Annotated in this window: 20 protein-coding genes; 1 reads left to right on the top strand and 19 read right to left on the bottom strand. The window is 47.4% G+C overall.

Features of this window, described 5'->3' with window-relative positions; genetic code table 11:
* Positions 1–219: 219 nt before the first annotated feature.
* The 9 genes from AXX12_RS01615 to AXX12_RS01575 form a co-directional block, all read right to left on the bottom strand.
* Complete coding sequence (locus tag AXX12_RS01615) at positions 220–1,188, bottom strand: SpoIID/LytB domain-containing protein (protein WP_066237169.1); 969 nt, start codon at positions 1,186–1,188, stop codon at positions 220–222.
* 431 nt (positions 1,189–1,619) lie between these two features.
* The gene (locus AXX12_RS01610) at positions 1,620–3,410 is read right to left on the bottom strand and encodes a GGDEF domain-containing protein (protein ID WP_066237166.1); all 1,791 of its coding nucleotides are present in this window, start codon (positions 3,408–3,410) and stop codon (positions 1,620–1,622) included.
* A gap of 17 nt (positions 3,411–3,427) precedes the next feature.
* On the bottom strand, positions 3,428–4,288 hold the full coding sequence (gene pstA / locus AXX12_RS01605) for a phosphate ABC transporter permease PstA (protein WP_066237163.1): 861 nt from the start codon (positions 4,286–4,288) through the stop codon (positions 3,428–3,430).
* The gene (gene pstC, locus AXX12_RS01600; protein WP_407922215.1) at positions 4,288–5,172 is read right to left on the bottom strand and encodes a phosphate ABC transporter permease subunit PstC; all 885 of its coding nucleotides are present in this window, start codon (positions 5,170–5,172) and stop codon (positions 4,288–4,290) included. Before pstC ends, pstA begins: the two co-directional genes overlap by 1 nt.
* 147 nt (positions 5,173–5,319) lie before the next feature.
* The gene (locus tag AXX12_RS01595) at positions 5,320–5,622 is read right to left on the bottom strand and encodes an STAS domain-containing protein (protein ID WP_082816639.1); all 303 of its coding nucleotides are present in this window, start codon (positions 5,620–5,622) and stop codon (positions 5,320–5,322) included.
* Between the two features lie 9 nt (positions 5,623–5,631).
* Positions 5,632–7,389 carry a methyl-accepting chemotaxis protein gene (locus AXX12_RS01590; RefSeq protein WP_066237158.1) on the bottom strand — a complete coding sequence of 586 codons (1,758 nt, stop codon included), beginning with the start codon at positions 7,387–7,389 and terminating at the stop codon, positions 5,632–5,634.
* A gap of 232 nt (positions 7,390–7,621) precedes the next feature.
* Positions 7,622–8,476, bottom strand: coding sequence for a phosphate ABC transporter substrate-binding protein (locus tag AXX12_RS01585; RefSeq protein WP_066237156.1), 855 nt, complete (start codon positions 8,474–8,476; stop codon positions 7,622–7,624).
* Positions 8,477–8,614: 138 nt separating this feature from the next.
* Positions 8,615–9,343: a zinc dependent phospholipase C family protein gene (locus AXX12_RS01580; RefSeq protein ID WP_082816638.1), complete on the bottom strand. Its 729-nt coding sequence runs from the start codon at positions 9,341–9,343 to the stop codon at positions 8,615–8,617.
* A gap of 23 nt (positions 9,344–9,366) precedes the next feature.
* Complete coding sequence (locus AXX12_RS01575; RefSeq protein WP_066237153.1) at positions 9,367–10,509, bottom strand: MGDG synthase family glycosyltransferase; 1,143 nt, start codon at positions 10,507–10,509, stop codon at positions 9,367–9,369.
* A 185-nt stretch (positions 10,510–10,694) separates the two neighbouring features.
* On the opposite strand from AXX12_RS01575, the gene pnpS reads away from it, so the two are divergent.
* The gene (gene pnpS, locus AXX12_RS01570; protein WP_066237149.1) at positions 10,695–12,482 is read left to right on the top strand and encodes a two-component system histidine kinase PnpS; all 1,788 of its coding nucleotides are present in this window, start codon (positions 10,695–10,697) and stop codon (positions 12,480–12,482) included.
* Positions 12,483–12,736: 254 nt separating this feature from the next.
* On the opposite strand, the gene phoU is transcribed toward pnpS, so the two are convergent.
* From phoU to AXX12_RS01520, 10 genes are all read right to left on the bottom strand, one after another.
* Complete coding sequence (gene phoU / locus AXX12_RS01565; protein WP_066237147.1) at positions 12,737–13,399, bottom strand: phosphate signaling complex protein PhoU; 663 nt, start codon at positions 13,397–13,399, stop codon at positions 12,737–12,739.
* A gap of 13 nt (positions 13,400–13,412) precedes the next feature.
* The gene (gene pstB / locus AXX12_RS01560; protein ID WP_066237145.1) at positions 13,413–14,168 is read right to left on the bottom strand and encodes a phosphate ABC transporter ATP-binding protein PstB; all 756 of its coding nucleotides are present in this window, start codon (positions 14,166–14,168) and stop codon (positions 13,413–13,415) included.
* Positions 14,169–14,249: 81 nt separating this feature from the next.
* On the bottom strand, positions 14,250–14,942 hold the full coding sequence (locus AXX12_RS01555; protein WP_066237142.1) for a response regulator transcription factor: 693 nt from the start codon (positions 14,940–14,942) through the stop codon (positions 14,250–14,252).
* Between the two features lie 92 nt (positions 14,943–15,034).
* Positions 15,035–15,310, bottom strand: a complete 276-nt coding sequence (locus AXX12_RS01550; protein ID WP_066237139.1) for an HU family DNA-binding protein — start codon at positions 15,308–15,310, stop codon at positions 15,035–15,037.
* A 114-nt stretch (positions 15,311–15,424) separates the two neighbouring features.
* A complete protein-coding gene (gene yabN, locus AXX12_RS01545) occupies positions 15,425–16,879 on the bottom strand; it encodes a bifunctional methyltransferase/pyrophosphohydrolase YabN (RefSeq protein ID WP_066237136.1) in 1,455 nt (484 codons plus the stop codon).
* 2 nt (positions 16,880–16,881) lie between these two features.
* A complete protein-coding gene (locus AXX12_RS01540) occupies positions 16,882–18,483 on the bottom strand; it encodes a putative polysaccharide biosynthesis protein (protein ID WP_066237133.1) in 1,602 nt (533 codons plus the stop codon).
* Positions 18,484–18,705: 222 nt separating this feature from the next.
* A complete protein-coding gene (spoVT, locus tag AXX12_RS01535; protein WP_066237131.1) occupies positions 18,706–19,275 on the bottom strand; it encodes a stage V sporulation protein T in 570 nt (189 codons plus the stop codon).
* A 100-nt stretch (positions 19,276–19,375) separates the two neighbouring features.
* A complete protein-coding gene (mfd, locus tag AXX12_RS01530; protein ID WP_066237128.1) occupies positions 19,376–22,663 on the bottom strand; it encodes a transcription-repair coupling factor in 3,288 nt (1,095 codons plus the stop codon).
* A 270-nt stretch (positions 22,664–22,933) separates the two neighbouring features.
* Entirely contained in the window at positions 22,934–24,319 is a 1,386-nt protein-coding gene (locus AXX12_RS01525) for a PhoH family protein (RefSeq protein ID WP_066237125.1), read from the bottom strand.
* A gap of 106 nt (positions 24,320–24,425) precedes the next feature.
* The gene (locus AXX12_RS01520; protein WP_231881741.1) at positions 24,426–24,899 is read right to left on the bottom strand and encodes a methylglyoxal synthase; all 474 of its coding nucleotides are present in this window, start codon (positions 24,897–24,899) and stop codon (positions 24,426–24,428) included.
* Between the last annotated feature and the right edge of the window lie 108 nt (positions 24,900–25,007).

The following is a 25,007-nucleotide window of genomic DNA, read 5'->3' as shown; positions in this document are numbered from 1 at the left end:
CGTCTACGGTTAAAGCGGGAATGCATAAAAAGAAAAATATTATGCGCATGTTATGCGTATTTGTTCCCCTGCGGAACCCCTCGCGCAGGCGCTATGCGCCCTTCGCGTTTTCGCGGCCAATTGCTCCCGGCCCTTATCTTATCTGGCTTTGTCGCCTCAAAAAACTTATAAATTCTAGTAGAATGAAAAAGGAGCCGGTTTCCCGACTCCTTTTCTGCATTATTGCCAGCGTTTTTCTACTGTTACGCCTTTGAAGTAATGGGTGATAATATCCTCTGGCTTCTTCCCGTCAACAGCCATCTTGTTTGCCCCCCATTGGGACATGCCAACACCGTGGCCGTAGCCCTTACCGCTAAAGATGACGTGATCCTCGGATACTTCGACCTTGTCTAACAGCAGCGACTTGAGCTTCGTGCTATCCAGTGCAACCCGGAGCGGCGGAGCCGATATCTGCTCGCTGTTATTGACTGTAAACATCGTTGCCCGGCCAGATGGGCCCTTTTGCCCAATCACCAGGCTTGATATATCGCTAACCTTCTTACCTGTCTTCGTCAGAGCGGCAATGACTTCGTCTTTCGTGAAGCTGACTTCCCAATTCTTTACATCATCCGGCGCCAAGTCGTCAGGTGATTGTACCGATTGAATATAGGGTGGTTCAGGATCATTGTACGCCAGCCCTTCTTTGGCAGTAGCAGTCTTGCCGCCAGCGCTGGCATGAAACCAGGACTTAATTGGCTTACCCTGGTAAACCGCCACCATGCCGCGAGTCATTTCTACTGCTTTTCGCACATTGTCATTGACTGCTTTGCCGCTATAGGCTTGAAATTCTTTTATATCTGTCGACGCCTGTGTGCCGCGCTCTTTAACGCCGCCTTTTGTTTCAATCGCCTCAAGGGTAAAGGTCCGGGCGATAATCGCCTGAGCCGCCAGCGCCGTTACCGGCCAATCCGGCTTCATCTCACCGGCGACCACCCCGGCGATATAGTCTTCCATCTTCATCGTCTTTTTCTCACCTGTCTCATGCATATAGACAGTAATGTCCGGTTCCTTTGCATTTGCAGTTTGTTGCGGCTGTTGCTGCGGCGCGTCTGGTTTCTTTTGCGGTGACTTAAACAGATTACAGCCGCTAAGACTAACGGCGGCTATGACAAGGACGGCAATCAGAAGTTGCCATTTGATGTTTCTCATCGTTATTCCCCCATCCATTTTTTTATTAGTATGGCGGAGGAAGCGCATCTCCATGCGTAAGAAAAACTGTTGTGAAGGTCTTAAGTGACGAGTACGTTAACCGCCGAGTACGCAGAGTACGCAGAGGGTCCACAGAGGGCTACGATTTATTAAACAAATCCGAAACCCTAGCGTACTCGACGAACCCTCTGTGTACTCTGCGGTAAAGCGTACTCTCGCACTATAGTTTCTAGACGTAAAAAACAGACGCTTACGCGTCTCAGCTTGTTGACAAACCTAGTTTCTAGACCGTTGAGAAATGTCCAGATGCTAGGCAGCCCGAGGAAGCGCGCGCAGACAGTACGTTCGCAGGTACGGCAAGCGCGCTCCCGCAGGGCTAACAACGCAGATGGGCGTTTATCAACGGTCTGAGACGCTTACGCGTCTGCACATCAGGCAATATGATAGCAACTGGTCCAGGTCAATTTACACCTTTTTTTAACCTGACTCGCTGCTTCACCAAGTTGAAAATGGTTTCGAAAGCTGTTCTTCTTACCGGTAACTACACCAATAGAAATAGCGACTAACGGAAATTGCTCGTCAAAGCCATGACGGTTTTTCGACACGATAACCCCTCGGTTACGATCCCGCTCGCTGTAACACTCGACAACCTGTTGGTCAAATGCTTCAATAATGTCTTCACATAAGCCCGCGATATTCTCATTGCGTACAACAGCGACAAAGTCGTCCCCACCGATATGGCCGAAAAACGTATCTGTCTGCTGTCGCTGGTTCAGTAGGGCCTGAATGACTTTCGCTGTAAGAAAAAGGATCTTATCGCCGTTTTCAAAACCATATATATCATTATAGGCCTTGAAGTTATCTAAATCAAAATACAAAACAGCATAGTCCTGTTCACCAGCAACCACTCGCTTTAGCTCTTGCTCGATTAGGAAATTCCCAGGCAAACCTGTCAATGGATTCGAGTATTTCGCACGCGTAAGCTCAAGCTGGGTTGTCCTCTCTAGCAGAGCCTTCACGGTTGTTATGCCATAATAAGCATTGTCCTTTGTCACGATGATGTAGTCATACATATTTTCATCAGAGCGCGCCACAGCGGACTTGCTCACTTGATCCAGCGGCGTTTTATAGTCAACAATCAACGGTTTATTATCCATCAACAGATGCACAGGCCGATTCATATATACAGCAACCCCATATTGTGTTGCCAGACGGCCCAAAAACTCATTTTTAGACAACAGGCCAACCGGTCTATCGCCATCAACGATCGGAATTCCTAGTATTTCCGGGTTGTTGTTAAAATACTTGATAATCTCTTGACCGGCGGCCTGAGGTGAGAAGGGCAAATCCAGGCGGGCAATTTCGCCGATAGGAGCCGTCAATGGCGAATAGAATAATTCTCTCTGCTTCACATCGTTCCGTTCCTGAATATGCTGTATAATGTCAGACCCTAACTCTAAGATATCAGGGGATGGACGTTGCAGCAAAAAGCCTTGACCATAGTGAACGCCGATATCGATTAGGGTATTGAGTTCATTAATGGTCTCGATTCCTTCGGCGACAAGTTTAATGTTGGTGGCATTAGCGAATTGAGAAAGAGCTTTGATTAATGCCTGTTTCAGCGAATCCTTGTCAATGTTCCTTACCAATTCCATGTCTAGCTTTACATACTGAGGCCGCGTCTCAGCCAGCAGTGTCAATCCAGAATAGCCTGATCCCGTATCATCAAGCGCAATTTGATAACCTTGACTGGTATAATTGTCCAGAATCCGACGAAAGCCTTTATAATCTTGTATAGCCGTTTTTTCAGTAATTTCGAAGACAATTCCTAGAACATCAGTCTGGGATGAGTTTAAATAACCGCGGGTTAATCCTTTTTGGAAACGCGGATCATTGATTATTTTGGGATCAACATTCAAGAAGAGCAAGTGCTTTTCCATTATTTTACCCGCCATCTCCAAGGCCCTGAATCGGCAAAGCAAATCTAACTCCCACAGCAAGTCGCAAGCAGTTGCAGTAGCGAACAGCCGATCTGGCTGCTCCAGTGGTGAACCGGACGGCCCCCTGCTCAACGCTTCATAGCCAAGAGTAACAGCATCAGTGAGCGAAACAATTGGTTGGAACACAGTCTTAATACGACGATTATTTATTATATCACGCAATTCAGCGCACAAAAAATCCCACTCATTGCTTGTGGTATCAACGTCAAAACCTGATAGCATGATACGCCTCCTGTTTGTCAGCGTCCCGATCCGGTCATTCGCCGGCGCAGCAATTCGGCCGGAATAGCCAACGCAAGGTTAAATAATAGTACCATAAGAATCAAGAGTGCTCCAATGCCGTTGGCAATGTCCATCCGATCAGGCACTAGACCAACAGCCATGACATACCACATATGCACAGCCAGTGTTTCGCCTGAGGCGAGAAGATCAAAATCTGGCAAATGCCGCGATACGGTCGTACCGGAAGTAAAAATCAGGATAGCAGTTTCACCAAGAGCCCTGCCTGCAGTCAGCGTTACCCCAGTAATAATACCAGGCAAGGCATTAGGCAAAACTACCCGCCAAATGGTTTGCCATTTGGTTGCTCCAAGCGCTAGACTGGCTTCACGGAACGAAGCGGGGACAGTTCGGACAGATTCCTCTGTTACGCGTACAAGCACCGGTAAGTTAAGCAGCATTAGTGAAAGAGCGCCAGCGATAATACTGATGCTGAATCCAGCCATATTGACAAACACAATCATGCCAAACAAACCCAGAACAATTGACGGAACAGACGCCAAGCTTTCCGTGCTTAGGCGGACCAAGTCGGTAAGCCAATTGTTTCCCGCATATTCGGCAAGATAAATTCCGGCCCCAATCGCGACAGGCATCGCGAGCGCCATTGACAAGAAAAGAATATAGAACGAGTTAAATAACTGGGGGCCGACTCCGCCGCCAGCGCGGGTATCACTCGGCATGCCAGAGATAAAATCCCAGGACAGCACAGGCAGCCCTTTAATGAGCATATAACCAAGGAAGCAGAACAAAATGCCAAGTATCAGCAGCGCCGCAAGCCACATCACAGCGGTTGCCAGCTTATCGGTAAGGCGTGGTGACATTAGGCAAACCTCCTTTTACCGATACGACGGATACATATAATCATCAACAGCGAAACTGCCAGTAGCACTAACGCTAACAAAAACAACGAATTACCCCAGGTCGATCCGAACGGGGTGTTGCCCATTTCAACGACAATTTCACTGGTCAGAGTCGCGGTTGGTGTTAACAATGATTTAGGCAATAGCGGCGTGTTGCCGATAACCATTTGCACCGCCATGGTTTCGCCAATCGCCCTGGCCATCGCCAAGATAATCGCGGTAAGAATGCCTGGAGCAGCGGCTGGCAGCAAAACACGACGAATCGTTTGCCAGCGTGTGGCGCCGAGAGCAAGCGATGCTTCCTCCAATGTCGATGGTACAGAACGGATAGCATCCTCAGAAATAGTAATTACAGTTGGCAAAATCATCACTGCCAAAATCAGCGACGCCGCCAGCAAGCCAAAACCTGAGCCGGCTTCGAAATATACTCTGATAAAGGGAACAAGAATGGTGAGACCGATATATCCATACACAACCGAGGGAACAGCCACATATAAATCTGTCGCCGGTCGCATAAATTGGCGGATCCGTTTTGGCGCAATCTTGGCCAGGAAGATGGCACCAGCCAGTCCCAACGGCGCTCCGATAATCACGGCGAGGAAGGTAGCATAAAGCGAGCCCAAGATAAAGCTCGCGGCACCATAGAGACCATCACTGGGGTCCCATTTTGCTGTAAAGAAGAACTCTAATGGACTAACTTCTTTAAACGTTAACAATCCCTGCTGACCGATAAACAAGATAATCGCAAAAATAATGATTGCCATTAACGCGGCAGATGCCACGAATAGCATGTGGACATATTTGTCATACATAAGTTTCAGTTTGTGGTGAGTCCCCTGATCCATTACCGGCATTACTTTGTTCACATCCTTATGAGCATATAGAGAACGGAATGATAGCGGCAACATAGTCTTCAAAGCAATTATAATGGACATGGACAGGCATTCTATTAATTTCATGTTAAGTTTTTGTTAAGGTTAAGACAAAGGCGATCAAATGCCAAAGGTCTGACACAAGCGAGTTCGCTCGAATACCTGCTTCAGAGAGTTGTTAACACCCTGTAAGCTCAGCTTGCCATCAAGAGATTCGAGCCGTTGCTGAATACTGATTAAAACACCAAGTCCGGTTGCGTTGATAGCTGACACATCTGTTAAATCAACCACGATACTATGATGACCATTCTGCAGACATTCAATCAAAGCATCGCGAACATCGGCAGCGTTGCGGCCCTGGAAATCTCCACCAACCGTAAGAACCACCTGTTCCCCTTCTACTCGCAAATTGCCATTCATCATCCAGCCTCCTTATGCAGTTTGAAAATGTCCTATTTCTGAGCGCAAAGTGCCTGCCAGAGTATTTGATTCTGCCGAAGTACTTGTCAATACTTCCATGACAGATGAGGTTTGCTGAGTCGCTGTTGTCACTTGCTGCGCGCTTTCGGCCGTATTCTCAATCACAGTAGCCAGTGAATCAATTAGTTCGATGATAATGTCAGACTGTGCAACTTCTTCCTGGGTTACGTTCAGTACACCGTCGATTTCCCGGCAACTGGCCTCCACTGTTCTGACAATATGTTCAAGCGCTGTGTCTGCATGTGCTGCTAATTGCACACCCTCAGCAGCTAACTTGCGGCTTTCATAAATGCAGCTGACTGCGGCAGTTGTACTATCACCAATTTTTCTCACAAGCTCTGACACTTGCCGGGCCCCGCTTCGGGATTGCTCTGCCAGCGTTGTGACCTCACGGGCAACAACAGCAAACCCCCTGCCCGCCTCTCCTGCTCTGGCAGCTTCGATGGCCGCATTAAGAGCTAACAAATTCGTTTGAGCTGCAATCTGGGTGATCGTTTGGTTGATCTCGGCAATTTGTCCTAAATACTGTTCAAGGGTTTGCATCCGACTTTCCGTATCGATAGTTTTGTTCTCGATTTCCTGCATTCGCACTACAGTAGCAGCTACAGTTTTTCTGCCTTCTAACGTCGCCTGCGTCGTTTCCTGCGCTTTTTCGACTGTCGACGTCGCACGAATCTTGGCTATCTCCATCAGTGATGACAATTCGACAAGCACCTTCGACGTCTCTACGAGCGAAGCATTGCCGAGCGAAGCGTTATTGAGCAGATGAGTACTGCTGGCGAAAAGACCTAACGCAGTCTGATTAACATCACTGATTGCACCAGCAGTTTCAGCAGAGGCGGCGGCAACTTTTTCTGATGAAAGATTTACCTGATAGACCAGACGGCTCAGATTGCGTACCATCGTATTGATGGCGTTTCCTAGACGGCCAACTTCATCCTGACTAACGACCGCAATTTCCTTTATTGCTAAATTTCCAACAGCTACCTGTTCAACCGATGCTACCATGTCACGTATGGGTAATAACATCAAACGGATAATCACCGTTGCTAAGCCTATCGAGATAACCAGACTGGCGACAACCAGAGCCATAAATAGCTTGGCTTGCATCTGATAATGCGCTTGGGCCGCCTCGTACTCCTCGCGCGCCAACTGGAGTTGCAAATCGATGAGTTCAGATAGTTGGACAGATATTGGTTCAATACCGGAGTACATAACATCAATCATAAACGCCGCGAGTGCATCCCTATCTTGACGGATAAAAATCTGCTTGAGATTTTGTAGTTCGGCATTTGCAATATCAAACTGCATTTCAATCCGATTTGTCAGTTGTTCTTCTTTCTCACTATTGACCTGAGAGCGATATCCAGTCCAATGCTCTTGAATCGCGTTGATCGACAGTTCCAGCCGCTCGGCCGCGACGTGCCAGGTCATATTGCCGTTGCGAACCTTATGGGCGGTATCAATGATCATCACATAATTATCATTAACAACCTTTAGCTCCTTGAACGGAACAATCCGGCGATTATAGGTGTCCTTTAGACGATCGTTTGCAGTATCAATTCCCTGCAAGCCAATAATCGCCATCACAATGGAGACACACGTTAATAAGCTTACCACCAAGAGCATCTTTTTTTGCAAACTAATTTTCGCCAATTGAAAAGCTGCCAGCAAATTAAACAACCAGGCTGTATTTAGTTTACTTTTCATACTCCACCCATTTCCATTTTTATTCACACCTTATAGATTGGGCTTTTAGCATGATAATTCCTCTTGCTGATTGTAAAGGCAAGGTTAACCTTATGTTAAGTATTTATTAAGACTATCTTTATTTTATTTACGTCAAAAGTACATTTGCCATAGATACAAGACGGCCCCCGACCAACGCTCGCATACTTGTGTATACGGTCGAAGCAGGTCGGGGGCCGATCAGGCAGCTAACTTATTTCATTTTGGTTACAGGGATAAAACCATTCTTTTCAGCGTATGCCTCTTGGAATTCCTTGCTGGTAGCATAATCGATGAAAGCTTTGACCGCACCGGTCGGTTGACCTTTCGTAAACATACGGCCGAAGGTATAAACAGGATATTTGCCAGTAGTTGCATTAGCTACTGAATACTCAACGCCGTTATATTTAAGGCCTTTGACAGTCTTGTCCACATAGGCGGCGTCAACATAGCCAATCGCACCGGGAGTGCTGGCAACTGCAGTTCTGAGAGCGCCGTTAGAGTCTTGAATGACCACATTATCAGTAATAGATTTGCCCTTCAAAACAACTTGCTCGATGGTAGCACGCGAACCAGAGGATTTAGCACGACTGAGGATAGTAATCTTCTCATCTTTGCCGCCAACGTCTTTCCAGTTGGTAATTTTACCGGTTAGAATGTCAATATACTGTTGTTCAGTTAAGGAATCAACTGTAACACTAGGGTTGGCGATGAACACGAAAGGAATCCCAACCAGTTTGTGTTCAACTAGGCCTTTATCATTTAGGCTGGCCTGAAGTGCAACATCAGAGTTACCAATATCGACAGCGCCGGATGCTACTTGATTCTGACCGGTAAAGGAACCGCCACCGGAAATATTAACAGTAACTTTTGCATTCTGCTTTTGAAAGTCTTCCTGAGCTGCTTTCAAGAATGGCAGCAGCGCAGTTGAACCAGATGCGGAAACCTTACCTTCAATACCTTGAGGCTGAGCTTGCTTGGGAGCTTCTTTCGAACCGCCGCAACCAGCGATCAGACCAGTTGACAGTGCGGCAACAGCTGCAAAGGCAATAACTTTTTTGAAGTTCATGAATGAATCTCCTCCTATTAATTTGCTTGTCTTGTATTGTCTTTCCAAAGACTATGTTACCGCATCTGTTATGCGAATATGTTAAGCAAGTGTTACGTTTTTGTTAACAGTGAATGGAATTAAAAAAGCGCCTGACGGTTATGCAACAGAAACCGCATGAGCGCTAGCATGGCCACATAGATTGTTGTAAAAACGAACCAAGAGGCCTGCTGTCGTACGCTGAGCCAGTGGCAATAGAATCGACGTGGCTTTCGAATACAAAGCTTCATCGCCCTCGTGAACAACCCATTCGAGTAAATCAGCGCTGACAGAAGCATTGTCAACTAACAGGCTATTAGTCTGGTGCCCCTGTCTATATACCCCACCGTTAGTCACTGCAAACGCGTTGCAATGATCACGCGCCCACGTTTCATACTGTTTGTGTCCGTAAAAGACTTTGCCCCTGGCATGGTGCGGTACGCACAAATCTTGGAGCAAATGAGCCGCTGCACCTAAGAAGAAGCAAGCTTTACGCGTTTCGTGGCGCCGCATGCAACGTGTCGCCCGATTCAGGCAGCGACTAAACTCCTCAATGGCTGTTGAGAATTGCCAAAGCCCTTTGCGAGAATCGGGTTCAAAGTAGTGATTGACATTCTTCCATCCCTGATCTGCCCAGACTACTCCCGCGTTCAACTCATCCACATACCGTAAAAAGAAGTCAGCACACGAGGAAAATCCATCTGCAGACAAAATAGTTATCGCTTGCCGGTTGCAGAATTCATGAGTAACACACGGTTTGTCAAGCAAGGACTGCAGCGGGCTTGCCGTAGCTAGAAAGATCTTTACACTGCCAACAACCGAAGCCTGTGCTATCGCTTGAAATTGCATAGTACTTTCAATCCCCTTTCTTTCTACATGCCTGACGCCTGATTAGCCGTTAAGAGCTGTGCTGCAATGGCCCTGACAGCAGCTTTGGCTGAATCTGGCTGCGCAATACGGCAAATTGCTCTCTGAATCTGCTCGCGCTCGACGCTATCGGTTAGCAGACGCACTATCGCCTCCGGTTGCTCCGGTCGAAACCAATCAGCTACACCTCGCGCAATGAGAAAGGAAGCATTGTCTGTTTCCTGACCAGGAAACGATTCGTAGAAGAGCATAGGTAGCCCGGCTGCCATGGCTTCGCTAAGTGTTAACGCTCCGGGCTTAGTAATAAGCAAACTGGCAACGTGCATCAGTTCTCTCACGAGTGGAGTATATCCTAACACGGTTACAGAGTGTCTCAGACTTTTGATTGATCGGTTGAGTTCGCGTGCAAGCTCTGGATTTTTTCCCGTCACAGCAACAATCTGCAAGGGAGCAGAAATGGAGTCTAGGGCAAGCACGACCTCCTGCAGTGGACCAATACCAAGACTGCCACCCATGACCAACACGACAGGATTATCCGCATGTTGCAAGCCCAGTTCTCTGAAGTCAACCTTCGTTTCCGGCGCAATCGGCGGTCGTATTGGTATGCCGGTAACAGCAACGTGGTTTGACGGGATTTTATAGCTGAGCAAATCATCCTTTAACTCTTCGGCCGCAACGGCATAGAGGTCTACCTCTGAATATATCCAGGTGCTATGGACAGTAAAATCGGTAATAATCCCGGCCAATGGGGCGGTAACTCGGTGATGCCGTTTCAAATAAGCCATAGCGGCGCAAGGGAAAGGATGGGTGCAAATGACAATATCCGGCTGATAGGTGGCTAAAATATTCTGCATTGTCTTTTTCAAAAACCAAGAAAAAAGATTTTGCCGTCGTGATGCTGGTCGAAGTCCCTGTGACAGATGGTAGAGCACATCATAAAGAAACGGTGTTACTTCAATCATCTTGAGATAGGTTTCTTTAATCATATAATTTAGATACGAATTCTGTTCATCCATAAAGTCTACGATAATTACAGTATCCCCGGGAAAGGTTGAGTTCCAGGCGGCCTGAATCGCCCGCGCAGCCTGCGTATGGCCTGCTCCAATTGAAGCAGATACAAGCAATATGGTCTTAGGACGCTGTGACACTACCTTCACCTCCTTCGACATAGAGTACAGTTTAATTCTAGCATGTGCTAGGGAAATGTTTGTTAACGCTATGTTGTTATCACGTTAAGCGCAATACTAATAAAGGATTATTTCAACAGCATCTTGTATTTCTGGTAAATATCCTCTACTGTTAATACAAACGTCGTTAGAGAAGGAGCAGATTTATGTTGATACGAAGCATTCGTACTCGCTTGATTATCACGCTGCTGTTGCTGACAGTCGGATCATTGGCGACGCTGGGAACTTATATACTCTGGTATTTTCATCGCTCTAATGTGGAAAATTTGACTGCTCAGTTGATCATGCAGACTAGAATCACCGAAGAATTAGTGAGTGCTTATTACCTTACCCCTGGAAGCCGCTCGCAGCTTAATGAGAAAATAAAAGAAATGCGCAGCCAAATAGGCTTGCGGATAACGGTCATCACGGCTGAAGGATCGGTAATCGCCGACTCGTATGAGCCACTGGATAGTTTAGATAATCATCGCGACCGCCCAGAAGTAATTGATGCGCTGGCAGGAAAAACCGGCAGTTCCATTCGTTACAGCAATACCATGAAGGAAAACTTTATTTATACCACTGTACCAATAACAGAGCAAGGCAAGATTGTCGGAGTGGTTCGCCTAGCTAGTAGTCTTGCCCCGATTGAGGCCAATTTCGCTAATGTCCGCTCAGTATTGTTCGCAGCCTTTGCTATCACTTCGCTGCTTGCCATTCTTATCAGCATTCGCTTAGCAGGAAAATTCACTTCTCCATTGGAAGAAATCACTCGAGTGGCTCAGAAAATGGCTGAAGGACATCTAGATAAGCGAGTTCATATCCGAACCGGCGACGAAATCGAGCTATTAGCACATACTCTGAACAAACTTGCTTCAAGCCTTGATGATACAGTCAGTGAAACGCTGGCTGAAAAGCGAAAACTTGAGCTAATTTTGGCTCACATGGACAACGCTGTTATTCTGTTTGACCGCTATGGCCGGATGGAAACCTACAACGAAATGGCCAGAACCACTTTCGACATCACCTACTCGATGTTAGGTATGCATAACATCCAGGTCATTGGCAACAACGCTTTCGACCGTGCATTGCAAGAGTCAGTAACAGTTAGAGAGAATCGATCCATTGAATTGAAAATTGAGTTGCGTGGCAAAAAACGGGTGTTTCAGCTTGCACTCGCCCCGTTCACCAATGAAAGCGATGTTAGCGGCGTGTTATGTGTGTTTCACGATATAACCGCTTTACAGGAACTACATGAACGCCAAGTTGACTTCGTCGCCAACGCCTCTCATGAGTTAGCAACCCCGTTAACTGCAATTAAAGGCTTCGCCGAAACGCTTCTTGACGGCGCCCTCTCAGACCAAGATCTGAGCAAGAAATTCCTCACTATCATCCACTCCGAAGCAGAACGGATGCAGCGCCTGGTTAGCGATCTACTACAGCTAGCTAAACTGGATTCGAGTGAATACCGGCACCATGTCTATCTTGAGCCTGTTGACCTTAATCTATTCATCGATACTGTTGCCAAAGAGCTGTCACCACATTGGCAGCACAAAGAGCTATCACTGACGATCAAAGTAGATAACTCGATACCGCTTACGGTTCTGGCTAACCCTGACTGGCTCAAACAGGTACTCATCAATCTCTTAGATAATGCCATCAAATACACTCCAGCCGGTGGCAATGTAACGATCTGCAGTCAGTTTAGTGAAGGTCTGGCGCAGGTCTCTATTACAGACACCGGCATTGGTATTCCCGCAAGTGATTTACCGTTGATCTTCGAACGCTTTTATCGAGTGGAGAAAGCGCGTTCCCGCTCTGCCGGTGGAACAGGCCTGGGGCTGGCCATCGTTAAATTCATCGTCGAAGCGCTAGGCGGCCGTATTTGGGTGAAAAGCAAAGTAAACTCTGGAACGACTTTTAGCTTTACACTGCCGCTGGCTGAGAAAAAGTAAGATAAACAGTTGCGGCGGCCCTTTAGGAGTTACGGAGACGGAGAACGTTAACCGCAGAGTAACACAGAGGGTACCCGCAGAGGGTTACTAAATACGGTTTTCCTATAGAAAATACCATACTCATTTGTTCCCCTCTGTGTCCACTCTGCGACCTCTGTGCACTCTGTGGTATCGTTCTTCTATGAGCGGCGGCCCTTGCTTAAGAGGAGAGCCTTGAAAAGCGTTTGCTTTTCAAGGCTCTTTTTTTTCTATCTTCAAATACTCTTTTTGCGCATGCGTTGGCCGGTTACCAAAAATATGGTCCACTCACAGATATTTGTCGCATGGTCAGCAATTCGCTCCAGGTAACGGGCCACAAATATTAGTTGTGTGGCTTGGGAAATATTACGCGGGTCTTCGATCATATAGGTCAGGAGCTCCCGAAACACATGATCATAGAGACGGTCCACTTCGTCATCTGCTTCACAGACCTGTTCTGCAAGCAGAGTATCTAAACGAACATAAGCGTCAAGCGCGTCATTCACCATCTGCTGAGCTAATTCGGCCATGCGAGGAATAACAATAAACTCTTTGAGCGGCGGTTTATCAGCCAAGCGAAGCGCGACATTCGCAATATCATATGCGTGATCGCCCATGCGCTCCAAGTCTGTACTGATCTTCATCGCCGCGCCAATGATTCGTAGATCACGGGCCAACGGCTGCTGAGTGGCAATCAGCACCATGCATTTATCTTCAATGTCAATTTCCATGCTGTCGACAACGTCATCACCTGCAATGACCTGGTTAGCCAGCTCAACATCTTGCTTAATCAGAGACTGAACAGCTTGCTGGATCGCTTCTCCGACAAAATTTCCCATTGTCAACAAGTCTTGACGCAGAGCTTCCAATTCATGATCATAGCTTTGTCTAACGCTCATTCTTCGCTCTCCTCTAACCAAATCTACCGGTGATATAGTCTTCGGTGCGTTTGTCGTGAGGTCTGGTGAACATGGCGTCCGTTTTACCGTTCTCAACCAAATCGCCGTTTAGGAAAAACGCGGTGTGGTCAGACACGCGGGCGGCTTGTTGCATGTTATGTGTAACCACCACAATCGTGTACTTCTTTTTCAGTTCGGTAATCAATTCTTCTATCTTCATGGTCGAAATCGGATCAAGCGCCGAACATGGTTCATCCATCAGCAATACTTCCGGTTCGACTGCCAATAGGCGAGCGATACATAGCCGTTGCTGCTGTCCGCCGGAAAGTCCCATGGCTGAGCTTCGCAGGCGGTCCTTTACCTCGTCCCAAATCGCGGCTGCTGTTAAGCTTTTCTCTACAATTTCGTCAAGTTTGCTTTTGGCGCTCTGGCCGTGTATCCGCGGCCCATAAACGACGTTTTCGTAAATCGACATTGGAAACGGATTCGGTCTCTGAAAAACCATGCCTACACGTTTGCGCAACATAACCACATCTGTGCTGGGATGATAGATGTTTTCGCCATCGATGAGCACGTCGCCCTCAATCTTTACACCCGGAATAAGGTCGTTCATCCGGTTCAGCGTCCTGAGAAACGTTGATTTGCCGCAACCGGAAGGTCCGATTAGCGCCAGGACGTGATTTTTCTCAACATCGAGCGATATCTTTTTGAGGGCAAGCGCCTCACCATAATACAATTTGAGTTTACTAACCTGAATCTTTACGTCCATTATGATCCTCCTGCGGCAGTCTCTGCAGGTACTATACCACGCTTAGCCTAAATTATTTGTTAAAGACAGGTTAAATTTCTGTTAAATTTCTCGCATACGATATCCCACACCGCGAACAGTTTCAATCGCGTCAGCAATTTCTGGATCCTGTTCTAGTTTTGCCCGAATATGACGTACATGCACGTCCACTGTCCGGGTATCGCCGAAATATTCATAGCCCCATACCTTTTCCAGCAGTTTTTCACGACTGAATACTCTGCCGGTATTTGTCACAAATAGTTTGAGCAGTTCGTATTCCTTGGGCGTTAACTCCAGCTTTTCATTGCCAAGGAAGACTTCATAGCGGCTGAAGTTCATTCTCAGCTTCCCGATGGCAAGCTCACCTTCTTGTGCGCTGGTCATCTGACTGCGGCGTAGTACGGCTTTGACGCGAGCGATCAATTCGCGCGGGCTAAACGGTTTGGTCAGATAATCATCTGCCCCCATCTCAAGACCAATAACTTTATCAATTTCATCACTTTTCGCAGTGAGCATGATGATTGGGATTCCTGACGTGTCACGGTGACTTTTAAGATTTCGGCATACCTCGATTCCGTCCAAGCCTGGCAGCATCAAATCAAGCACTAGAAGCTCCGGCTTTTGGGTTTTCACTAGTTGAAGAGCCTCGGCGCCGTCACCACATTCGAGTACAGAAAACCCCGCCTTTTCCAGATTGAATTTAATCAGTTCTCGAATCGATAATTCATCATCAACAATTAAAATCTTACCTGACATTGCGGCGTCCCTCCCGTACATTTTACTAGCGCTTCCAGATACCGAAAAGACCAGGTTGAAACACAACCTGGTCTTTTTCTATCCCAAAAAAACTACTTGTTAATAGCGTCTTTCAAAGCTTTACCTGCTTTGAATACTGGCGACTTAGAAGCCTCAATGCTGATTTCTTTGCCGGTTTGGGGATTGCGGCCTGTTCTAGCGGCGCGTTCTCTGGTCTCAAAGGTACCAAAACCGATCAATTGAACTTTGTCATTCTGAGCAAGCGCTTCTTGAACACTATCAAGCAATGCACTTACAGCTTTTTCCGCATCCTTTTTGGTCATACCAGCCTTCTCGGCAACGCTAGCAACTAATTCTGTCTTATTCATAAATATTGCCTCCTTGTGCTAATTGTTACGTTTAGCTTAATTCGCTGCTTGTCTTTTTATTCCTTCCCCTTTCGAAAAAAAATACCATTTTTCTGCACTTTTCCTGCTAAAGTCCTACTCTGGTAGCTTTAGTTTAGCTTTTTCCCACAGTTTGTCAAGATCTGCTAAGCTACATTCTCGCCATTTGAGCCCTCTGTCCTTAAGATTTGCCTCAATATAGCCGAAGCGTTGGGCGAACTTACGGTTGGTACGATTTAAGGCAATCTCGCCGTCAAGGTTGTATTTACGTGCTAGGTTGATAACAGAGAAAAGTACATCACCAAGTTCAGCTTCAGCCGAATCCAGATTTTTTGCTTCCAGCGCTTCACGCAGTTCTGTCAATTCTTCGGCTATTTTCCCCCAGACAGGGTCGATTTCTGTCCAATCAAAGCCTACCTTAGCTGCCTTAGCCTGTAACTTATAGGCATACATTAAACTAGGCAATCCCTTAGGTATGCCGTCGAGGACAGAGGTTCGCTCACTGCCTTTCTCCTGTTGTTTGATCTTATCCCAGTTGACAATGACTTCAGCAGCATCTCGCACCGAAATTTCACCAAATACATGTGGATGACGGCGCACCATCTTCTCAGTAACAGTATGCACAACATCCTGCATGCTGAATACGCCAGTTTCTTCAGCCATACGGGCATGAAAGACAATTTGCAGCAATAGATCGCCCAGTTCTTCGCACAGCTTGTCCCCATCCGCTTCATCGATGGCTTCAAGCACTTCATATACTTCTTCGACGATATAGCGTCTGAGGCTTGCATGGGTCTGTTCGATATCCCAGACACAACCGCCTGGTGAACGTAGACGTGCCATGACATCAATCAATGGATTCAAGGTAAATGTCTCAATCTGCCGCTGATAGGGTGGAACGTATAACGTCGTTAAATGATCAATATCTTGTTGACGATCCAGTTCATACAGAGGAAGCCTACGGACAACCTCAGAATTCAGTCCTAAGCGCAAGCAAAGAGATACCTCATAATCATCAGGCAATAGCTCCATCAACGATAATTTTGCGTCTGATGCGACTTGCCGATTATACAGTTGAGTGACAATCAGTGCTGTATCCGTCTCTGGCAAGCGTGCAATCTCAGCTGCATCAATAATCGTCAGCCCATTTTGCGGATCGATGCCAAGCCTAGCGTACAGCATGTCGAGAAAGCTCATGGCTGGCAGGATTTTTGTGGTTATGCCAGCAGCGGCAGCTTGTTCTCTGATTAGCGGTACCGTCTTCTCAGCTACTAACGGACTGCCGGGGACGGCGTAAACGACTCGCAGCCCCTGGCTCGCCCGATCAATCACGTCAGTGGCTATGGCCTGATAAACTGCGTCAAAGGTTGGCAATTCATCGTAGAGACGGTCATACTCCTGGTATTTGATGCCCCTAGCCGTCAAATCAGCTACGGCCGGGTGGCGGGTGGTGCGCAACAGCAGCACGTCTGCTGTCTGAATTTTTTCTAAGGTTTCTAGCGTAATCAGCGCCAGCGGACCGGGTCCTAATCCCACGATGGTGATATCCATTTTCATCGCCTCGACAATCCCAATGTTCGAATAATTTTAGCCAAAAATTTGCCGACCCGCGGCAAACGTTCTATGTCACTAGCACTAATACCACCCACCAGCAGCAACACAGCACCATAGACGCCGCCGCCAATAACGATCGACGAGAGAGTAGCAATAGTATTATGCAGGGTCTTCGACATGACCAGATCATAGGCCAAGAGAACAGCCCCACCCATGGCAGCAGTGGCGGCCACAATCTTCAACAGGTCTTTCACACCAATACCAAAGCCGACATAGCGATAGACAAAATAAACATTCAAGATAGCGGCAACGCCAAAGTCAGCGTTCGTCGCCCAAGCGGCACCAATAATGCCAAAGGCCGGCATAGCGGTTAGTACCCAGCTAAGAATGGTTTTGACCACAGCTGAAATGACCATATTGGCCACCGGGATGGCAGTATGGCCCAATCCCTGCAGAACACCGGTTGTGACTTGATGCACTCCCAGTAGAAAGATCCCTAAGGCCATCACAGCAATTGATGTTCCCGCATTGGGTGTGCCGTAAAGCATTTGCGAAATTGGCGTAGCCAATAGACACAGGCCGGCGAAGCTGGGGATGGTGATCAGATTGGCGATCCGCATCGCTGTCGAAGTGCGTTGATATATTGTCTCATGATCGCCCAGTGTATATGCTTCAGAAATAGCCGGCACAAGGCTGGCAGCCAAGGAAGAGGTCAAAATAGTCGCCAGATTGACGAGCGGTACAGCCATACCAGTCAAATAACCGAACAGCTCGGTTGCCTGCTCCACTGTATAACCTGCAACTTCCAGACGGGCAGGCACGATAAACAGATCAATGTTTGAAACGACCGGGATCATAATGTTGGCAAGGGAAACAGGCAGGGCAAGACTCACTATGCGACGGATAATACTCCAGCCGGATTCTTGGATGACGCTAGGCTGGTGCTCGATATTGCTCTTTAATCGTGGACGATACCGCCAATAAAAGTAAATCAGAACCAGCAAACCGGCCGCAGCGCCTGGACCGGCGCCAAAACTAGCGCCCGCAGCCGCAAACTCAAGCCCCCGCGGTAATAGCAGATAGGCAAACAGGATCATGGTGACAACACGGAAAAGCTGTTCAGCAATCTGGGAAACCGCTGTGGGAGTCATCATCTGCATGCCCTGGAAGTAGCCTCTAAAACTGGATAAAACAGTAACAAAGAAGATAGCTGGCGCCAATGCGGCAATTGCATAATAAGCACGCGGATCGCGAACAAATTGATGGTCAATTAGCCAGGAAGCGCCGTTATATAAGAGAATCGTAAAAACAACGCCTGTCACAGCAAGTAGGGCCAGTGAAATGCGAAATACGCGATTAGCACCGCGATAATCCCGCAAAGCAATTTTTTCTGCGACGATAATCGAGATAGCAATCGGAATTCCCGCTGATGATATGCTAAGAGCCAAGAGATAGATCGGGTAAGCCATCTGGTATAGCCCGATACCTTCGCCGCCCAACAACCGCGACAGCAATATCCGATTCACCGAGCCAATCACTTTGACGATGACGCCGGCCGCAGTCAGGATCAGTGCGCCTTTTAAGAATGTATCCCTACTCAATCGAGTCATCCTCTCCTAAATCTGTCTCTCATAATATACCAAGGTTTTAGCACCAATTGGCATCGTATATCTCACTTATTATAACAGAATAGAGTCAGCGTTACCATTCTTTTCCCCTATGCGGTTATGCAACACCCTGATCCTCGCGAGTAGCTGGCAATAGAAAAGTAGCGAACTCCCTGTCCGCTACTTTGCTCCAAAGCTACGTCATTACCTCAGCATTCATTGAGCCATCTGCTTCCCAAGGAAGCCTGCCGCTGTTTCAGCAAGTTTTTGCTCCATCTCAGCCATTTGTGTATTAGGTTCACGAGAGCAAATAATAACGGCCCCGATGGCATCTCCTTCGACCACGATAGGAGCAAGAACTTCGGCAGTAAACTTGCACGGCTCATCATCATCTGAGTCTATAATGCAGCCGCTTTTTGTATTTTTACGTTCGTTGGGATTATTGATGAGAACCGCTTTACGGTCTTCCATCACCTTCTCTACAACTTGACCAATTGGTTTGTTCAAAAATTCCTTCTTAGACGCACCAGCGACGGCGACTATATTGTCTCGGTCAGCAATCAAGATAATATGACCGACGGCTTCGAACAATGAATCAGCATATTCTTTAGCAAAATCGCCCAACTCACCAACGGGCGAATACTTCTTGAGAATGACTTCGCCTTCGCGATCCACGTATATCTCCAAAGGATCACCTTCGCGAATCCGCATCGTACGCCTAATTTCTTTCGGAATAACTACTCTACCCAGATCATCGATTCTTCTCACAATTCCAGTCGCTTTCACCAGCATCCCCCCTTTTCTACAGTTTTTTACAGGTGTTCAGTGATAGTATATATCCCGTCGGAGGGTTTTATTCATTTGCTCACAGATTCAAATCACCCATTTACTGGGATAAATTACACATGGCAGCAAGTAATTTTTCAAGCCATTCGAGCACAGGCATCGTTAGTTTTGCCGTCTTCAATCGGATGCTTTGCGGCGGTCCGGGCAGCAGGCTAATACGGCCAGGATAGCGTGACTTCAGGTCCATAATCGCGTTAGGATTGACGTTAGGATTCGCGGTAAACTGGATTTCTAAGCTATCTTTGCGTTCGATCAGCGAACGAATGCCACAAAGCCGGGCCAAATTTTTGATTCTGGCCACAGACAACAAATTCAGTACCGGGGCAGGCATATCGCCAAACCGGTCCACCAGTTCATCCACTAAGTCGACAATTTGTTCTTCATTACGAATAGCAGCAATCCGTTGATATATCTCCATTTTATGCATCGCGTCGGCGATGTATTCACCGGTAAGATAGGCCTCGGTGTTGAGCTCCAGTACTGGATCAGGCGGCTTTTCGATCACTTGGCCGCCTCCCCTAAGTTCCTGCACAGCTTCTTCGAGCAGTCGGCAGTATAGTTCAAAACCAACGGTGGCAATATGTCCATGCTGCTGCGCGCCTAAGAGGTTGCCAGCCCCCCGAATCTCGAGATCACGCATCGCGATCTTAAATCCAGCACCCAGCTCAGCAAACTCTTTAATGGCCTGCAAGCGCTTTTCCGCCACTTCAGTCAATATTTTATCACGTCGATAAGTAAAATAAGAAAATGCCATACGGTGCGACCGGCCAACCCGGCCGCGCATCTGATACAGTTGGGATAAGCCAAAGAAGTCAGCATCATAGACAATCATCGTGTTAGCGTTCGCCACATCGAGTCCATTCTCGATAATACTGGTACATACTAAGATATCAAACTGGCCTTCGTAAAACTCAAACATGACTTGTTCTAGCAGCTCTTCCGGCATCTGTCCATGAGCTGTACGAATACGCGCGTCTGGCAACATCTCACTGAGGTGTTCATGCATTTTGTCAATCGTCTGTACCCGGTTATAAACGAAATACGCCTGTCCGCCACGCTTTAGCTCGCGGCGCAGCGCCTCACGAATAATGGTTTCTTCATACTCGACAACATAGGTTTGGACTGGGAAACGGTCTTCCGGCGGCGTCTCGATAATACTCATATCGCGTGTTCCCGATAGTGACATATGAAGAGTGCGGGGAATCGGCGTAGCGGTTAGTGTCAGGACATCGACATCAGCTCTCCACCGCTTCAGTTGCTCCTTTTGTGAAACGCCGAAACGCTGTTCTTCATCAACAATGAGCAGACCCAAATCCTTAAACGCCACATCAGATTGCAGTATGCGGTGCGTGCCGATGAGAATGTCAACTCGCCCGGCAGCCAGTTTGGCGATCGTCGCTTTTTGTTGTTTTGCGCTGCGAAAACGGCTGATCACATCGACCACTGGGCCAAATCCGGCAAAGCGAGCACTAAACGTCTGGAAATGCTGTTGCGCTAACACCGTGGTGGGAACAAGTACAGCGACTTGTTTACCGCCAACGACAGCTTTAAACGCAGCTCTGATGGCCACTTCAGTTTTACCAAAGCCAACATCGCCACACAGCAGCCTGTCCATAGGTTGCGGCTTTTCCATATCTGCTTTTACTTCAACTAAAGCAGTCAACTGGTCTGGGGTTTCCTCATAAGCAAATGCTTCCTCAAATTCAGCCTGCCAGGTTGTGTCAGGCGGGAACGCAAACCCCTTAGCCACCTGTCGCTCTGCATATAAAGCCAACAATTCTTTCGCAATATCAGCAACTGCAGCCTTGGCCTTAGTCTTAGCCTTTAGCCAGTCGCTGCCTCCCATCTTGCTTAGACGCGGAACTTCACCTTCAGAGCCAATGTATTTTTGCAGCATGTGCACTTGGTCGGTTGGTAAATACAACTTATCTTCACCCGCATAGCGGATGAACAGATAGTCTTTATGGACTCCGTCCACAGCTAGAGTCTCCACCCCAACATATTTGCCAATGCCGTGGTTGATGTGCACAACATAGTCACCAATATTAATGTCCCGAAAGTATTGGATCTGCTTGTCTTTAGCAATTCGCATGCGACGCTTAAGCTTTTGACGACCGAAGATATCCTTTTCCGCCAGCCACACCGACTTTGCATGCGACAATTCGAAGCCGCCACTGATACCACCAGGCATAATCAGCGTTGCCCCCCGCACCGGCTTCGTGTCCGCGCCGCCGAGAATCACTGTCAAGCCTTCCTCTGCCAGAGACTGGCTGAAGGCGGCAGCCTTCTCCTGTGAGGACATAAAAATAACCACACTAGTTCCCTTTGCTTGCCAGTCACGCAGATCCTCTGTCAATAAATCAATCTGCCGATGATAGGGGGCAATCCCGCGCATCGTGCAACTAATCATCTCAACAGGTTCAGTATGAGGCGACTTTTGCGCCATTAGAGACAGATAAAGAACGTTGCGCTGTTGAGCAGAAATGACTAACTTCTGCCAGTCCCAAACCTGTTTTTTAATCGCTGGATTCTCGCGACTTAAGCGTGACAGCTGTTCTCTCACCCGTGAGGGCTCATCAAATATTACTGTTGCCTTAGCTGGCAGGTAGGCAAATAGGTCTGTCAGCTTACCACTGTGTTCTGGCTCAATGACTGGCAAAACCTCGACCGTTGAGACAGAACTGACGGAGCGCTGCGTATGGGGATCGAACTCACGTAACGAATCCACTTCGTCGCCAAATAGTTCCAATCGTACTGGCCAATCGCGATTCAGTGGAAACACATCAATAATGCCGCCCCGGGCTGCAAATTGACCGACAGAATTCACTTCATCAGTCCGTTCATAGCCAAAGCGAACCAATGTTGACAACAGTTCATCCCGGTCAAGCACTCCGCAATCAGACAAAACAATGCGGTTATTAAGGAAATCAGCTAGTGGGATTACCTTCTGCATCGCGGCCTCGCCAGTTGCCAATACAATCACCGGTTTGCCTGTAGCCATAACGCTTAGGACCTGCATCCGTTTTGCAGCCAAATCCAAACTCTTGGCATCAGCCGAAAAGGTAATAATATCGGTGGCAGGCAATTCCCAAACAGGCACCCCTGGTAAAAGTGTCTCAAAGTCTAACCGATATTGCTCGACCGCCTCTTGCGATCCTGTAATCAGCAGAGTTGCGCGCGGACTGCACGTAAAGCCATGGGCAATCAATGCACTCTTTGGCGAACCGCTCAGCCCATAAATCATCGTTTGAAAGCGATCTGCCGCATAAGCGGCGGTCGCCCGAGCAAACGATTTGTCCTGGTTGAGAAAATCAAATAAATAACTCATACACACCTCGGCATTTTAGGCAAGCAGAAATGACCGCCCAAACCAACATTGGCGGCGGAACTCTGTACTCACATGCTATGTTTTGCTGTTTCTAATAGTCTATTCCTAACAATACCATGAAATGCGTCCTGCAGCAACAGAGAACCAGTTTACATTTACAAAGAAGCACATAAGCTAGCAAGCGCCGGGCGAGTCCACGCATATTACAGAGTATTTACGGAACTTTGAAGACCGCAGCACATTGCTGCGGTCTTCAAAGTTCCGTGTATTCTACAGTCTGCTGGCCGCTTCTGCTGCCAGTGGCGATCTCTCGCACTCCTCAGGAAGCATAGCCACCTGGAAACACAGCTTCGACCCCATCATCTTTTCGCCGGCGTAGCTTAATCCATTTGACTGGCTGTCAAGTAGCGGATTATCGATTTGCGCCGGGTCACCAAGAAGAATCACCTTTGTCCCGAGTCCAGAGCGAGTCAGAACGGCTTTGGCTTGTCTAGGTGTTGAGTTTTGCATTTCGTCAAATATGACCCAGTATTTCTGAAGTGAACGTCCACGCTGGTAAGCAAGCGCCTCGGTTTGAATAATTCGTTTCTCGAACATCATGTTTACTGTATCTTCGGCCTGCGCTACATGTTTTTCCTCGGAGAGAGATTCCCCTGATAAGAGCGTGAATAAATTATCTTTGATTGAGCGCATGTATGGTTCAAGTTTTTCCGATTCACTGCCAGGCAAGAACCCGTGCGTCTCGTCCATAAGAGCGTGCGGGCGACAGATTAGAATGTGATGGTATTCTCTGGGACGTACCTCCATATGCTTGTATAGCCCAACTGCCAGGGAGTAAAAAGTTTTTGCCGTCCCGGCGGGACCTTTGATAATTACCATTGGCGCTTCTTCGGCACTCATCATGAGACATTCTTGCATGAAAATTTGCCCGACATTTCGTGGGATAACGTCATAGGGATTTCTATTCCGGAATCGAAGATGCACAACTTTTTGCCCATCAAATCGGCCTAATGCACTGTGACGTTCATTGTCAGTTGATTTGATAACAAGAAACTGATTGGTTACCAGTGATGCGGGCACAAGGAGTCCGACTGTCTCATCAAAGACATATAATTTTGCGGGGTCAATCCAATGGGTGTCGTCTTTATGGAAGGCGTTAACAACCTCGCCTGATGTGTAGACTGTTAAACGTCCAGTATATTGACTGTCAATATCCGCAACCTTGTCGTTCCTGAAGTCTTCAGCCGGGACTTTTAGGATAGTTGCTTTCACCCGTAAGTTGGTATCACGAGTAATTAGAATTGCTGGTTGTCCAGATTCCATCAGCCCTTTACAGACCTGCAGAATACGATTGTCGGCTTTATCCCGGCTCCAGTGCAGAGGCATCTCAGTATTTAGGTGGTTCGATTCAAGACGCAGAAGGCCACCTGCCTCATTAAGCGGGACTCCTTCCAGTAAATTCCCTTCTAGTCGAAGTTTATCTATCACTCTGCTTACATGTCGACTATTAGCCCCACGATCAGAAGCTTCTTTTTTGAATCGATCGAGTTCTTCAATTACGACTTCAGGTATTACGACTGTATGTTCATTGAAAGCAAATATTGCATTGGGCGCATGTAGAAGTACATTTGTATCAAGCACATAACATTTGACCACCGAAATCCCCCTTCGTAATTTGACGTCCATCTGCTGCGTCTTCAAAAATGGGGCGGGACTCTAATTATCATTTATTCGCGAAACCAGTGTACATGAAACACATCATTCACTCTGCGATTTTTAGTGGTGCTGCCTTGCTAGGATAAGAAGATTCAATATCAACAATTCGGCTGTATTTTTTGTCCATCAGGGGAGAGGAAATAAGAAAATCGGCACTCGTTCGATTACAAGCGACTGGAATATTGTAGAGCACTGCAATACGAAGCAAAGCCTTGACATCAACGTCGTGCGGCTGTGATTCGAGAGGATCCCAGAAAAAAATGATGAAATCCACCACACCTTCAACTATCTTAGATCCAACCTGTTGATCACCGCCCAGAGGACCACTGACAAACCTGCTTATTTCGAGATCAAGTTCGGTGGCGAGTATGTGTCCGGTCGTACCTGTCGCATAAAGTAAATGCCGGGACAATAAGTCTCGGTTAAAACGTGCCCATTCGAGTAAAGCTACCTTTTTATTGTCGTGAGCAATCAGAGCAATGCTTTTCTGCTTTTCCATCGGAACTAATTTCGCCGTCATATGTTCTCCTCGTTCCAAAATTACTATTGTCTAAGCCCCCTTTATTATCGCATATGCCGTATAGCGGAATGTTATGGTCGTGTTAAAGCTATATAAACAACTCGTCCA

Source organism: Anaerosporomusa subterranea (genome assembly GCF_001611555.1).
Classification (GTDB): domain Bacteria; phylum Bacillota; class Negativicutes; order Sporomusales; family Acetonemataceae; genus Anaerosporomusa; species Anaerosporomusa subterranea.
The sequence above is the reverse complement of the archived record's forward strand: the minus strand, read 5'-3'. Positions and strand labels throughout refer to the sequence as shown.